At 64.6% G+C, this 12,293-nt stretch carries 14 protein-coding genes; 7 read left to right on the top strand and 7 right to left on the bottom strand.

What is annotated here, in order from left to right:
• Positions 1 to 399: 399 nt before the first annotated feature.
• On the bottom strand, positions 400 to 1,188 hold the full coding sequence (locus FJW06_RS12715) for a thioredoxin family protein (protein ID WP_140752123.1): 789 nt from the start codon (positions 1,186 to 1,188) through the stop codon (positions 400 to 402).
• Positions 1,189 to 1,372: 184 nt separating this feature from the next.
• On the opposite strand from FJW06_RS12715, the gene FJW06_RS12710 reads away from it, so the two are divergent.
• Entirely contained in the window at positions 1,373 to 2,047 is a 675-nt protein-coding gene (locus tag FJW06_RS12710; RefSeq protein WP_140752121.1) for a ceramidase domain-containing protein, read from the top strand.
• Positions 2,048 to 2,120: 73 nt separating this feature from the next.
• Here the strand turns inward: FJW06_RS12710 and acnA are convergent, their stop codons facing one another.
• Positions 2,121 to 4,811 (bottom strand): aconitate hydratase AcnA, encoded by a 2,691-nt coding sequence (acnA, locus tag FJW06_RS12705; protein ID WP_140752119.1) that lies wholly within the window; start codon positions 4,809 to 4,811, stop codon positions 2,121 to 2,123.
• Between the two features lie 283 nt (positions 4,812 to 5,094).
• Between acnA and ccmA the strand changes: the two genes are divergently transcribed.
• The 4 genes from ccmA (at position 5,095) to FJW06_RS12685 (ending at position 7,299) form a co-directional block, all read left to right on the top strand.
• Positions 5,095 to 5,703, top strand: coding sequence for a heme ABC exporter ATP-binding protein CcmA (gene ccmA / locus FJW06_RS12700; RefSeq protein WP_140752117.1), 609 nt, complete (start codon positions 5,095 to 5,097; stop codon positions 5,701 to 5,703).
• A gap of 70 nt (positions 5,704 to 5,773) precedes the next feature.
• Entirely contained in the window at positions 5,774 to 6,439 is a 666-nt protein-coding gene (ccmB, locus tag FJW06_RS12695; protein ID WP_140752115.1) for a heme exporter protein CcmB, read from the top strand.
• Between the two features lie 117 nt (positions 6,440 to 6,556).
• Positions 6,557 to 6,724, top strand: a complete 168-nt coding sequence (gene ccmD / locus FJW06_RS12690) for a heme exporter protein CcmD (protein WP_040996332.1) — start codon at positions 6,557 to 6,559, stop codon at positions 6,722 to 6,724.
• The gene (locus FJW06_RS12685) at positions 6,721 to 7,299 is read left to right on the top strand and encodes a DsbE family thiol:disulfide interchange protein (RefSeq protein WP_140752113.1); all 579 of its coding nucleotides are present in this window, start codon (positions 6,721 to 6,723) and stop codon (positions 7,297 to 7,299) included. Before ccmD ends, FJW06_RS12685 begins: the two co-directional genes overlap by 4 nt.
• A gap of 168 nt (positions 7,300 to 7,467) precedes the next feature.
• Here FJW06_RS12685 and FJW06_RS12680 read toward each other — a convergent pair whose 3' ends face one another.
• The gene (locus FJW06_RS12680; RefSeq protein WP_224584863.1) at positions 7,468 to 7,632 is read right to left on the bottom strand and encodes a hypothetical protein; all 165 of its coding nucleotides are present in this window, start codon (positions 7,630 to 7,632) and stop codon (positions 7,468 to 7,470) included.
• Positions 7,633 to 7,925: 293 nt separating this feature from the next.
• Here FJW06_RS12680 and FJW06_RS12675 point away from each other — a divergent pair, with 293 nt between their 5' ends.
• A complete protein-coding gene (locus FJW06_RS12675) occupies positions 7,926 to 8,846 on the top strand; it encodes an SMP-30/gluconolactonase/LRE family protein (protein ID WP_140752111.1) in 921 nt (306 codons plus the stop codon).
• Between the two features lie 93 nt (positions 8,847 to 8,939).
• Positions 8,940 to 9,146 carry a 4-oxalocrotonate tautomerase family protein gene (locus FJW06_RS12670; RefSeq protein WP_128259601.1) on the top strand — a complete coding sequence of 69 codons (207 nt, stop codon included), beginning with the start codon at positions 8,940 to 8,942 and terminating at the stop codon, positions 9,144 to 9,146.
• Between the two features lie 84 nt (positions 9,147 to 9,230).
• On the opposite strand, the gene FJW06_RS12665 is transcribed toward FJW06_RS12670, so the two are convergent.
• The 4 genes from FJW06_RS12665 to ftsY form a co-directional block, all read right to left on the bottom strand.
• A complete protein-coding gene (locus tag FJW06_RS12665) occupies positions 9,231 to 9,761 on the bottom strand; it encodes an NADPH-dependent FMN reductase (protein ID WP_140752109.1) in 531 nt (176 codons plus the stop codon).
• Positions 9,762 to 9,797: 36 nt separating this feature from the next.
• Positions 9,798 to 10,418, bottom strand: coding sequence for a pyridoxamine 5'-phosphate oxidase family protein (locus FJW06_RS12660; RefSeq protein ID WP_140752107.1), 621 nt, complete (start codon positions 10,416 to 10,418; stop codon positions 9,798 to 9,800).
• Between the two features lie 47 nt (positions 10,419 to 10,465).
• Positions 10,466 to 11,122 carry a septation protein A gene (locus FJW06_RS12655; RefSeq protein ID WP_140752105.1) on the bottom strand — a complete coding sequence of 219 codons (657 nt, stop codon included), beginning with the start codon at positions 11,120 to 11,122 and terminating at the stop codon, positions 10,466 to 10,468.
• A gap of 59 nt (positions 11,123 to 11,181) precedes the next feature.
• On the bottom strand, positions 11,182 to 12,293 hold a 1,112-nt coding region (ftsY, locus tag FJW06_RS12650), incomplete at its 5' end, for a signal recognition particle-docking protein FtsY (RefSeq protein WP_246674600.1).

Here is a 12,293-nt window from a genome sequence, read left to right as displayed (position 1 = left end):
GATGCTTCGCCACATTCTCGCCACAAATAATCCGCGCTCATGCCCCAATGTCCGACGAATTTACCGGCGTTGCCTGAGACGGTTCGGTCCGGCACCGGCTCGTAAACCCCAAGCCCCCCGCCCACGGGTCAGCGTCGGATCGAACCAACCTCGGTTTTTCCTTGGAAAAATCAGGTGCGACGATCCCAAAACCTGAATGACCGGCGTCAGAAGCAAGCTGACGCCGGTTTTTTATTTTCCTTCTCCCCTTTGGAGAGGTGGATCGGCGCCCAGCGCCGAGACGGATGAGGGGTGTTGCAGCGGAGTGAGACGTCGGCTTTCCCTGGAGCGCCCCTCATCCGTCGCCTTCGGCTCCCCCTTCCCCCCACAAGACCCCCACAAGGGGGAAGGGGGAGCGAGCTAAAGCCGATCTGGCTTGTGGATGAAGGCGGCGCCGAGGATCGGGCCGGGCATGCCGTCCTTGCCGACCGACTGCAGCAGCACCGCGCAGCCGCCCTTCTTGGCGATCTCGCTCATCGGCAATTCGTAGCGCTGCGCCTTGCCATGCCACATGCCGGCGGTCTGGATGTCGGAGACGGCGTTCCAGTAGGTCAGGCTCCGGCCGCCGTTCTCGCCCTGGCCGATCTTCACCATCTGCGGCGGGTCGAAATAGACGATCACCACATGGGCGTCGGTCGGGCCGTCGCCGGCGTCGCCCGCGTCGATCATGACGCGGTCGCTGGTGCGGCTGACCTTGATGGGGACTCGCATGCCCTCGCCGGTCCTGTCCATGCGGGCGAGCGCGCCGTCGACGTCCTTGCGGCTGGCGCCGTTGACATGGCTGCGGCCGTTGATGACGGCTTGCGGCGTGTAGACCGAGCGGCTGCCGAAGGCGCGCATATAGTCATACTGGCGCTCGGTGTTCTCCTTGGTGCTCAGCGTGTCCTGCCAGCCGAGATAGTCCCAGTAATTGACGTGGTAGGCGAGCGCGATGATGTCGTCCTTGCCGGCGAGCTCGGCGAAGAACTCGTCGGCCGGAGGACAGGAACTGCAGCCCTGGCTGGTGAAGAGTTCGACCACGCCCAAAGGCTTGTCGGTCTGAAGCTTGCCGGTCGCGGCCTTCTCAGGCTCGGCTGCGAGGGCAACGCCGCCCAACGCCGTAAGGGCCAGCGCCGCCGCCGCAAGCCGCAATCGTCCTCGAAATGCCATGACTTTTCCAATTCCCGCCGGTGACGCCGGCCTTGTTGTGATTGCTAAAATATGTGGCAGAAGCGCCAGTCAACGGGAAGTCACGTTGCGGTGAAATTTTTGCCGTTGAGCCGCAGGTAAGGCCGCAATAGGAGAGGCGGTTGCATTTCAAGGCGCGGTTCGATTCGAGGGCAGCATCCTCATCATGTGGCAATCTCTCCTGACCCCTGTCGATCTCTATTGCGAACGCACCGGGCCAGGACTTTGGGCGGAGCCGGCTAATGCTTTGACCAACGTGGCTTTCATTGCCGCAGGACTGTGGGGCGTCTGGCAGGTGCGGCGCTACAAGACTGGCGCTTTCGCCGAGGTGCTGGCCTGGTTGGTGGTGGTGATCGGCATCGGCTCGACCCTGTTCCACACCTTCGCCAGCAAAGGCACGATCTGGGCCGACATCCTGCCGATCGCCGGCTTCACGCTGGCCTACACGCTTTTCAACCTGCGGCGTTTCCTCGGCATGGACTGGGGCAAGGCGATCCTCGTCTTCGTCGCCTTCTATGCCGTGGCCGGCCTGATCACCTATGCGGTGCCCGACTGGCTGCGCCAGGTCTCGAACGGCACCACAGCCTATCTACCGCCCTTCCTGGCGCTCGCCTGCTTCGGGGCATGGGTGGCGGCCACCGGCAACCGGGCCGGCTGGTATAATCTGACGGGATCGGCGATCTTCGTCGTCTCGGTCATCTGCCGGATGATCGATCCGCTGGTCTGCGCCAGCTTCCCGCTCGGCACGCACTTCCTCTGGCACATCTTCAACGGGCTGATGCTGGCGGTGCTTTTGGCGGCGACGGCACGGTTTGGGAAAGCCAAGGGGGTAGGGGAGTAGGGGAAGAGGATCGAGCAGCGGCGACTCTTTCCCTACTGCCCTATTTCCTTACTCCCCTACTCCCTGGCTGCTGCTAAGCAGCCAAATCCCGCAGCACGTACTGCAAGATGCCGCCGTTCTTGAAGTAGTCGAGCTCGTCCAGCGTATCGATGCGGCAGATGATCGGCACGTTCTTCACCGTGCCGTCGCCATAGGTGATCTTGGCCACCATCTTCTGGCGCGGCTTGATCGCGTCCAGGCCGTCGATCTCGACCAGTTCGTCACCCTTCAGGTTGAGGGAAGCCCATGAGGTGCCCTCCTCGAAGATGAAGGGGATGACGCCCATGCCGACCAGGTTGGAGCGGTGGATACGCTCGAAGGACTGGGCAATGACGGCGCGCACACCAAGCAGGTTGGTGCCCTTGGCCGCCCAGTCGCGCGAGGAGCCGTTGCCGTATTCGACGCCGGCGAAGATCACCAGCGGCACGCCTTCCTTCTTGTATTCCATCGCGGCGTCGTAGATCGACATCTCCTCCTTCGAGGGATAGTGGATCGTGTAGCCGCCCTCGCGGCCGTTCTCGCCCAGCATGTGGTTGCGGATGCGGATGTTGGCGAAGGTGCCGCGCATCATCACCTCATGGTTGCCGCGCCGCGTGCCGTACTGGTTGAAGTCGGCGACGCCGACGCCATGCTCGGTGAGGTACTTGCCGGCCGGCGATGCCGCCTTGATCGAGCCCGCCGGCGAGATGTGGTCGGTGGTGATCTTGTCGCCGAAAAGACCGAGCACGCGCGCGCCCTTGATGTCGCCGACCTTGCCGAAGGCGCGGCCCATGCCGGCGAAATAGGGCGGGTTCTGCACATAGGTCGAGTGGTCGTCCCAGGCATAGGTCTGGCCTTCCGGCGCCTTGACCTTCTGCCAGTAGGCGTCGCCCTTGAAAACGTCGGCATATTTGCGGGCGAACAGCTCGCGGGTGACGTTCTTCTCGATGAACTCCTGGATCTCGGTCGAGGTCGGCCAGATGTCCTTGAGATAAACGGGCTTGCCGTCGCTGCCTTCGCCGAGCGGCTCGGTGGTAAGGTCCTTGGTCACCGTGCCGGCCAGCGCATGCGCGACCACGAGCGGCGGCGAGGCGAGGTAGTTCGCCTGCACGTCCGGCGAGACGCGGCCTTCGAAGTTACGGTTGCCGGAAAGCACGGCGGCAGCGATCAGGCCCTTATCATTGATGGTCTTGGAGATCGGCGCCGGCAGCGGGCCGGAGTTGCCGATGCAGGTGGTGCAGCCGAAGCCGACCAGGTTGAAGCCGATCTGGTCGAGCTCCTTCTGCAGGCCGGATTTTTCGAGATATTCGGCCACCACCTGGCTGCCGGGGGCGAGCGAGGTCTTGACCCATGGCTTCTGCTTCAGGCCGCGCCGGTTGGCGTTGCGGGCCAAGAGGCCGGCGCCGATCAGCACGCTCGGGTTGGAGGTGTTGGTGCAGGAGGTGATGGCGGCGATGACGACGTCGCCATGGCCAAGATCGTAGTCGGTGCCTTCGACAGCGTAGCGCTTCGAGATCTCAGCGGCCTTCTTGTACTCGGTCTCCATCGCCTTGGCGAAGCCGGCGGGGATGTCCTGCAGGGCGACGCGGCCCTCGGGACGCTTCGGGCCGGCCATAGACGGCACGACATCGCCGAGGTCGAGCTCGAGCAGGTCGGTGAAGACCGGATCGGCGGAGCCGGCGTCGCGCCACATGCCTTGCGCCTTCGAATAGGCCTCGACCAAGGCGATGCGGTTATCGTCGCGACCGGACATGGTGAGGTAGCGCAGCGTTTCCGAATCGACCGGGAAGAAGCCGCAGGTCGCGCCGTATTCCGGCGCCATGTTGCCGATGGTGGCGCGGTCGGCCAGCGTCATGTTGGAGAGGCCGGGGCCGAAGAACTCGACGAACTTGCCGACGACGCCCTTCTTGCGCAGCATCTGGGTGACGGTGAGCACCAGGTCGGTGGCGGTGACGCCCTCCTTCAGCTTGCCGGTGAGGCGGAAGCCGATGACCTCGGGCAGAAGCATGGAGACAGGCTGGCCGAGCATCGCGGCCTCGGCCTCGATGCCGCCGACGCCCCAGCCGAGCACGCCGAGGCCGTTGATCATGGTGGTGTGCGAATCGGTGCCGACGCAGGTGTCCGGATAGGCGACGGTCTCGCCGTCCTCGCTGTTGGTCCACACGACCTGGCCGAGATATTCGAGGTTGACCTGGTGGCAGATGCCGGTGCCGGGCGGCACGACGCGGAAGTTGCGGAAGGCCTGCTGGCCCCATTTCAGGAATTTGTAGCGCTCCTCGTTGCGCTCATATTCGAGCTCGACATTGCGGGCGAAGGCCATCGGCGTGCCGAACTCGTCGACGATGACGGAATGGTCGATGACGAGGTCGACCGGGACCAGCGGGTTGATCTTTTCCGGGTCGCCGCCGAGCGCCTTGATGCCGTCGCGCATGGCGGCCAGATCTACCACCGCCGGCACGCCGGTGAAGTCCTGCATCAACACGCGGGCCGGGCGATAGGCGATCTCGACGCCGGCGGTGCCCTTGTCGGTCAGCCAGGCGGCGACCGCCTGGATCGATTCCTTGGTGACCGAGCGGCCATCCTCGTTGCGCAGCAGGTTTTCCAGCAGCACCTTCATCGAATAGGGCAGCCTTGCGATGCCGGCGAGGCCGTTCTTCTCGGCCTCAACGAGGTCGAAATAGACATAGTCCGCACCACCTGCGGTCAGGGTGCGGCGGCAATTGAAACTGTCGAGGGATTTCGTCACGGCGATCCGTCCTTGTCTGTTCAGCCTGAAAGGGAACGGACGCCGTTGGCATGCAATCACGCGCAAAGGTGCGGGTACGGCCATTTCCGCTGTCCGCTCCCAAGCAACCCGAGCCGTTCAAGGCGGCGCGTGCGCTGGTTCGGCGCTAATTCTGATCCCGCGCCGACCGCTGGCACGGATGAACCGCATATAGAGAATTTCCCGGAATAGTTCTAGACAGTCGCAAGACGAATTTGCGTGAGCCGGAAACGGCTCCGAAACGGTGCTTTCGGGACGGGCAAGAATGCGGCTGATCGCCGAAAATCTGGGCGGCGAGCGCGGCGGCGAGACGGTTTTCTCCAACATCGGCTTCGCGCTCGACAAGGGCGAGGCACTCGTTGTCACCGGGCCGAACGGCGCGGGCAAATCGACGCTTTTGAGGATCGTCGCCGGGCTGTTGCCGGTCGCCGAAGGAAAGGTTCGATTCGAGGGTGGCGGCGAGGCTTCCCGGACGGTCGCCTCGGCCTCGCACTATCTCGGCCATCTCAACGCGATGAAGACGGCGCTCAGCGTCGAGGAGAATCTCGGCTTCTGGCGGGCGTTCCAGGGGGAACCGGCGTTGAGCGTCGAAGAGGCGCTGGAGACGGTGGCGCTCGGCGGGCTCGGGCATCTGCCCTTCGGCTATCTGTCGACCGGGCAGCGACGGCGCGCCTCGATCGCGAAGCTTTTGGTCAGCCGGCGGCCCGTCTGGCTGCTCGACGAGCCGACGGCGGGGCTGGATAAGGCCTCGGAGGAAAGGTTCGCGGGGTTGATGCGGGGCCATCTCGACGATGGGGGGATCGTGGTGGCGGCCACGCATCTGCCGCTGGGATTGGAGGGGGCGAAGGAATTGCAAATGGGGGTAGGCCATTGATGCCGGTGCTCGACGGCAGGCCAGAGGGGGGTGTGAAGGAACGCATGGCCAACCAGCGAGCCACCTCATAATGTGGTCCCTCTTCCTCCGCGACATCCGCCTCTCGATCCGCGCCGGCGGCGGGGCGCTGATCGGCGTGATCTTCTTCCTCGCCGTCATCGTCACCATCCCCTTCGGCGTCGGCCCCGACCTCAACCTGCTCGCCCGCATCGGCCCGGCGATCCTGTGGGTCGCGGCGCTGCTTGCCTGCCTGCTCGGGCTCGATCGCCTCCTCCAGGCCGACCGCGAGGACGGTTCGCTCGATCTGCTGGTGCTCAACGGCGACCGGCACATGCTGGCGCTGACGGTGCTGACGAAATGCCTGGCGCATTGGACCGGCAGCGTGCTGCCGCTGGTGGTCGCGGCACCTCTGCTCGGCCTGTTCATGAATATGCAGCCGCTGGGCATCGGCGCCACGACGCTCACATTGCTCGTCGGTACGCCGGCCATCACCTTCATCGGCGCGGCGGGCGCCGCGGTGGCGGTGGCGCTGCCGCGCGGCGGATTGCTCATTTCGGTGTTGGTGCTGCCGCTGACCATTCCGGTGCTGATCTTCGGCGTTTCGGCAAGCTATGGCGCGGTGGCCGATCCGGCGCCGTTCCTGCAGCCTTTCCTCATTCTTGCCGCGCTGACGCTGTTTCTTGCGGTGCTCGGTCCCTTGGCGGCGGCACTGGCGCTGCGGCACGGGACGGATTGACGCGACGAAGGCGTTGGCTCACTGCGGCACCGCGACAAATTGCGGACCGGCCGGCGCGAGGTTATGGAAAGACATGATCGGAACGGTTGACATGGCCACGAGCAGGGGGCGGTCGCTATGAGCGCGCACGCCCTGTTCGTCACCGCCGCCTACGCCATCACGGCCGTCGTGCTGGCCGGGCTGATCGGCTGGATCCTGCTCGACCAGCGGGCGCGCAAGCGCGAGCTTGCCGCGCTGGAAGCAGCCGGGGTGCGGCGGCGTTCCGACAAGGCCGTCAAGCCATGAGCCTCGAAACCGAAGCGCCGGCGCCGCGCCGCCGCCTGTTCGTGCTTTTGCCGCTCTTGGTGTTCCTGGGGCTGGCCGGGCTGTTCCTGTCGCAGCTTCTGTCGGGCCGCGACGCCTCGGAAATCCCCTCGGCGTTGATCGGCCTGCCGGCGCCGCAGACCAACCTGCCGCCGCTCGAAGGGACGAGCCTGCCGGGGCTCGAGTCAAAAGACTTTGCCAGCAAGGTGACGCTGGTCAACGTGTTCGCGTCCTGGTGCGCGCCGTGCCGGGAAGAGCATCCGGTGCTTCTCGGCCTCTCACAGGACAAGCGCTTCACGCTCGCGGCGTTGAACTACAAGGACCAGCCGGAAAACGCCCGCCGCTTTCTTGGCGATCTCGGCAATCCCTATCAGGCGATTGGCGTCGATCCCGCCGGACGCGCGGCGATCGACTGGGGCGTCTACGGTGTGCCGGAGACCTTCGTCATCGGCAAGGACGGCAGGATTGCCTACAAGCATGTCGGGCCGCTGACGCCCGACTCCGTGAGGGCGTTGCTGTTGCCGCAGATCGAGAAGGCGCTGGCGGCGCCGGGCTGATGACCCTTATCCGGCCGCTACGCGGCCACCTTCTCCCCGAGAGGAGAAGAGGTTTGGCGCCGGCGATTACCTGTCCTCTCCCCTTGGGGAGAGGTCGGATTGCCCCGAATTGCCCTTCGCAATTCGGTTGGCAATCCGGGTGAGGGGAATTCCCCTCACCCGGAAGCCTCAGCCGTAGATCTGCTTGTGGATCTGGTAGAGCATCTCGGAACGGTCGGCGCGCAGATCGGCGAGATCGCGGCTGGACAGGTTCTCGATTTCGGCGACGAGGCGGTTGTAGTGACGGCGCTTGGCCATGCTGGCGCGGGCGCGGGAGACAAGATTGTCGAACATGACAGGGTTCCTTTCATGCCGCATTGGGCGCGGCCGGTTGTTCCTCCCTGACGATTGCGAGCATGACATAGGAATGGTGCGTTGCAAAAGAAAGATGCTGCAATGCACCATTGCAGCCAGCGCATAGCCGGTTAACCGCGGGCTAACGGCCTATGCGCCCAGCGCCGCGCACCGGACCGGCGTGCATCACGCAGTTCTCATCCATTTTGTCATACAAATGCAGGCCTGCCGTCTTGTCAGATCGCCTGTGGGCTGGCTTGATCCGCCCGTCACCTGATGCCGGGAGGAAATGCATGGCGGCCGCAGACTATTACGAAATTCTCGATCCGCGCTTCGCGCGCCTGTTCAATGGCAGCGCGCAGGTGGAGAAGCTGTTCACCGGATGCCGCTGGGCCGAAGGGCCGGCCTGGTTCGCCGCCGGCCGCTATGTCGTCTGGTCGGATATCCCGAACAACCGGATGCTGCGCTATGACGAGACCGACGGCAGCGTCAGCGTGTTCCGCCAGCCGTCCGGCAATTCCAACGGCAACACGGTCGACCGTCAGGGCCGGCTGGTGACATGCGAGCATTCCGGCCGCCGCGTCAGCCGCACCGAGCATGACGGCTCTGTCACCACCATCGCCGACAAATGGAAAGGCAAGCGGCTCAACTCGCCCAACGACGTGGTGGTGCGCTCGGACGGCTCGATCTGGTTCACCGATCCGAGCTACGGCATCGACACCGACTATGAGGGCGACAAGGCCGAAAGCGAGATCGGCGCCTGCAACGTCTATCGCGTCGATCCGGAGACCGGCGACGTCGAGGCCGTCATCACCGACATGGTGCGGCCGAACGGGCTCGCCTTCTCGCTCGACGAAAGCCTGCTCTACGTCGTCGACACCGGCCGCACGCATGGCGAGAACAACCCGGCGCATATGCGCGTCTTCAACGTCGGCAAGCACGGCAAGAAGGTTTCGGGCGGCAAGGTGTTCGCCGACTGCACCGCCGGCCTGTTCGACGGCTTCCGGCTCGATTCGGACGGGCGCATCTGGACGAGCGCTGCCGACGGCATCCATTGCTACGACCCGGACGGCACGCTGATCGGCAAGGTCAAGGTGCCCGAAGTGACCGCCAACTGCGTGTTCGGCGGCAACAAGCTCAACTGCCTCTACATCGCCGGCACCACCTCGCTCTACATGGTGCGGCTGATGGTGAACGGGGCAAAGACGTATTGAGCGAGACTGTTTGGAAATGCTGCTCCGGCGGCCATCTGCCGGCGGTTTCTGTTTTTCCGTGCTCACGGACCTAAACCAAGGGGAGGGAGAAAAATGCCATTCGTCAACATCCGCATCGTCAAGGAAGTGATCGCCGCCGATCCGGCCGGCAAGAAGGCTGACATCGCCAAGAAAGTGACGTCGGCCATCATGGAGGCCACCGGGCTTAGCAACAACGATGTCTGGGTGGTGTTCGAGGAGGTCAACGCCCGCGACTGGTATGTCGGCAAGACCGATGTCGAGACGCTGCGGAAGGGGTAGGGCGTTTACGCCGCAGCGTGGAAAATTGCGAGGGTCGGCAGGGCAGAGAGGGCGCGAAGGATCGCAAGCGAAGCAGCCCAGCGCTCACTGTGATCGAATGAAGCCAGAGAAAGCCTCGATCGCTCCGCGCATCGCCCTTCGGTTCGCAGGGTCTGTCAAAATAGCCTCCATCTCAGCCGGCTTCTTGCCCAGCAGCGCGATCTCCAGCGTCTCCTCATACATTGCGAACGACATCGTCCGCATGATCTCGCTCAGCGCCGCCCGCGCATAGAGCGAACGGGGCGAGGCATGCACCAGCATCGCCGGCTTGCCGACCGCGGCGTCGCGAGAGACCAGCCAGTCGAGCGCGTTCTTCATGCCGCCGGGCACGCCATGCGCATATTCCGGGCAGGAGACGATGACGCCGTCGGCGCGGGTGATCGTCTCGATCAGGCGCGCCGCTTCGGGCGGCGTGCGTTCGCCCTCATCATCCGAGTTGAAGATCGGCAGCCGGCCGAGGCCGTCATAGAGCTGGACACGGCAATCCGCGGGCGCGTTGGCGGCCAGGGCGGCAAGCAGGGCCGAGTTGGTCGAGGCGGCGCGCAGGCTGCCCGATATGGCGACGATCTCGATCAAGGGAGAACCCGACGAAGAGTGAGTCGTCCGGAAAGCCTACCACATGGTCTGGCGGTAATCGTCGTCCAGCTCGCGATCGATCTCGCCGGCACTTTCGCTCAGCGCCAGTTGGTCGCGGATGATCTGGCCGAGCGTCGGCAGCGTGGCGCGATCGTACCAGGTCTCCGGTTTCCAGAGGTCGGAGCGCATAAAGGCCTTGGCGCAATGCATATAGGCGGCCTTGACCGTCACCACGATCACGCTCTGCGGCTCCTTGCCGTCGACGGCCAGGCGTTCGCGCAAGTCGGGATCGACGGTGATGCGGGCGTCGCCGTTGACGCGAAGCGTCTCGTTCATGCCGGGGATGAGGAAGAGCAACCCGACGGACGGGTTGCGGATGATGTTTTCCAGCGTGTCCAACCGGTTGTTGCCAGGGCGGTCGGGAATGGCAATGGTGGAGCTGTCGAGGATGGCGGCGAAGCCGGGCTTATCGCCCTTGGGCGTCACATCGGCATTGCCGGCGCCGTCGGAGGAGCCGATCAGCACGAAGGGGCTTTTGCCGATAAAGGAGCGGCAATGTCCGTCGAGGGCTTTGAGCTCCTTGCGGATCGAGCCGTCGGTCGGCCGCGGCGTCTTGTAGATCGTCCTCAGCTCGTCACGCGTGGTCAGGAATTCCATGCCGTCCCCCTAAAAGCCCAACCGCCGGACGCTTTTCCGGCTTCGCGTTAATTCCCCGCCTTCTCTTCCTTGGCTTTCTCCTCGAGCGAGTGGCGCATGATCAGCGGCATCTGGCTGAAGGTGAACAGCAAGGTGATCGGGATCGTGCCCCAGACCTTGAAATAAAGCCAGGTCGCCTCGGAAAAGTTGCGCCAGACCACCTCGTTGAGCACGGCCAGGAACAGGAAGAACAGGCCCCAGCGGAAGGTCAGCTTGCGCCAGCCCTCGGCGTCGAGCTGGAAGGCGGAATCGAAGACGTAGCCGAGCAGCGAGCGGCCGAACAGCAGCCCACCGAGCAGGGTGACGCCGAACAGCGAATTGATGATCGTCGGCTTCATGAAGGCGAAGGTCTTGTCCTGCAGGTACAGCGCCAGCGCGCCGAAGACGAAGACGACGATCGCCGAGACCAGCGGCATCAGCGGCAGGCTGCGCGTGAGCAGCCAGGAGACGCCGAGCGAAAGCGCGGTCGCCACCATGAAGAAGGCCGTGGCGATGAGGATCGGCTCGCCGAGATGGCTGAGCACCGGGAATTTCTCTGCGAGCCACTCGCCGCGGATGGTGGTGAAGAAGAACACCAGGCCCGGACCAAGCTCGAGCAGGAACTTCAGGCCGGGGTTGATCGGCTTGCGGCGAGGATCGGACGGGTCGCGTTCGATGATGTTCATAAAACCCTTCTTGCGCATGATCTGGCCTAAAAGCAGGCCATTTCAAAAAAGCGCGCTAATCAAGCAACGCCCGCGATTGCTCTTGCGAATTCGCTGGCGGAAAACGGTTCGAGGTCGTCGACCTGCTCGCCGACGCCGATGAAATAGACCGGCAGCCGGTGCTTGGCGGCGATCGCCACCAGAATACCGCCGCGCGCCGTGCCGTCCAGCTTGGTCATCACCAGCCCGTTGACGCCGGCGACATTGCGGAAGATCTCAACCTGGTTGAGCGCATTCTGGCCGGTGGTGGCATCGACCGTTTGCAGCACCGTGTGCGGCGCTTCCGGATCGAGCTTACCCAGCACGCGCACGATCTTTTCCAGCTCGGCCATCAGCTCGGTCTTGTTCTGCAGGCGCCCGGCCGTGTCGATGATCAAAACGTCCGAGCCGACCTCCTTCGCCTTCTCGAAGGCGTCATAGGCGAGGCCCGCCGCATCGGCGCCGAGCTTGGTGGCAATGACGGGCGATTTCGTGCGCTCGCCCCAGATCTTGAGCTGCTCAATCGCGGCGGCGCGGAACGTGTCGCCGGCGGCCAGCATCACCTTCAGGCCGCCGTCGGTGAGCTTGGCGGCCAATTTGCCGATGGTGGTGGTCTTGCCGGTGCCGTTGACGCCGACCACTAGGATGACATGCGGCTTGTGGCTGAGGTCGAGCTCGAGCGGCTTTGCCACCGGCGTCAGCACCTTCTCCACCTCCGCGGCCATCACGGCGCGGACTTCAGAGTCGGAGACGTCGCGGCCATAACGGCTGGAAGCGAGCGAGTCGGTGACGCGGAGCGCCGTTTCCACGCCAAGATCGGCGCGGATCAGCACGTCTTCCAGGTCCTGCAGCGTGTCCTCGTCCAGCTTTCGCTTGGTGAAGACGCCGGCAATGTTGCCGGTGAGTTCGCGCGAGGAGCGGGCGAGCCCGTCGCGCATGCGCTGGAACCAGGAGCGCCGCGGCACCGGCTCCGGCGCTTTTGCCGGCTCGGCTTTTTGCTCGACCTTTTTTGAGACCGTTACTTTGCCGGCGGCGGGGGCGGGCTGCGGAACGGGCGCCAGCTCTACCTCCCCCTCGATGGGGGAGGTCCCGAGCGCTGCTCGGGGGTGGGGGTGACCCGCGTCCGCGCCGTGATGGCCGCGGAGGTGGAGAA

The sequence above is a fragment of the Mesorhizobium sp. B4-1-3 genome (assembly GCF_006439355.1).
In the GTDB taxonomy this organism is placed as follows: domain Bacteria; phylum Pseudomonadota; class Alphaproteobacteria; order Rhizobiales; family Rhizobiaceae; genus Mesorhizobium.
This window is presented reverse-complemented; position numbering and strand designations above follow the sequence as displayed.

Bases quoted from the DNA above. Each gene is read 5' to 3' on its own strand.
- ccmB (WP_140752115.1), top strand. From the start codon at position 5,774: ATGTGGTCCCTCTTCCTCCGCGACATCCGCCTCTCGATCCGCGCCGGC.
- FJW06_RS12660 (WP_140752107.1), bottom strand. From the start codon at position 10,418: ATGGAATTCCTGACCACGCGTGACGAGCTGAGGACGATCTACAAGACG.
- FJW06_RS12675 (WP_140752111.1), top strand. From the start codon at position 7,926: ATGGCGGCCGCAGACTATTACGAAATTCTCGATCCGCGCTTCGCGCGC.
- FJW06_RS12680 (WP_224584863.1), bottom strand. From the start codon at position 7,632: ATGTTCGACAATCTTGTCTCCCGCGCCCGCGCCAGCATGGCCAAGCGC.
- FJW06_RS12715 (WP_140752123.1), bottom strand. From the start codon at position 1,188: ATGGCATTTCGAGGACGATTGCGGCTTGCGGCGGCGGCGCTGGCCCTT.
- FJW06_RS12655 (WP_140752105.1), bottom strand. From the start codon at position 11,122: ATGAACATCATCGAACGCGACCCGTCCGATCCTCGCCGCAAGCCGATC.
- ccmA (WP_140752117.1), top strand. From the start codon at position 5,095: ATGCGGCTGATCGCCGAAAATCTGGGCGGCGAGCGCGGCGGCGAGACG.
- FJW06_RS12670 (WP_128259601.1), top strand. From the start codon at position 8,940: ATGCCATTCGTCAACATCCGCATCGTCAAGGAAGTGATCGCCGCCGAT.
- FJW06_RS12685 (WP_140752113.1), top strand. From the start codon at position 6,721: ATGAGCCTCGAAACCGAAGCGCCGGCGCCGCGCCGCCGCCTGTTCGTG.
- ccmD (WP_040996332.1), top strand. From the start codon at position 6,557: ATGAGCGCGCACGCCCTGTTCGTCACCGCCGCCTACGCCATCACGGCC.
- FJW06_RS12710 (WP_140752121.1), top strand. From the start codon at position 1,373: ATGTGGCAATCTCTCCTGACCCCTGTCGATCTCTATTGCGAACGCACC.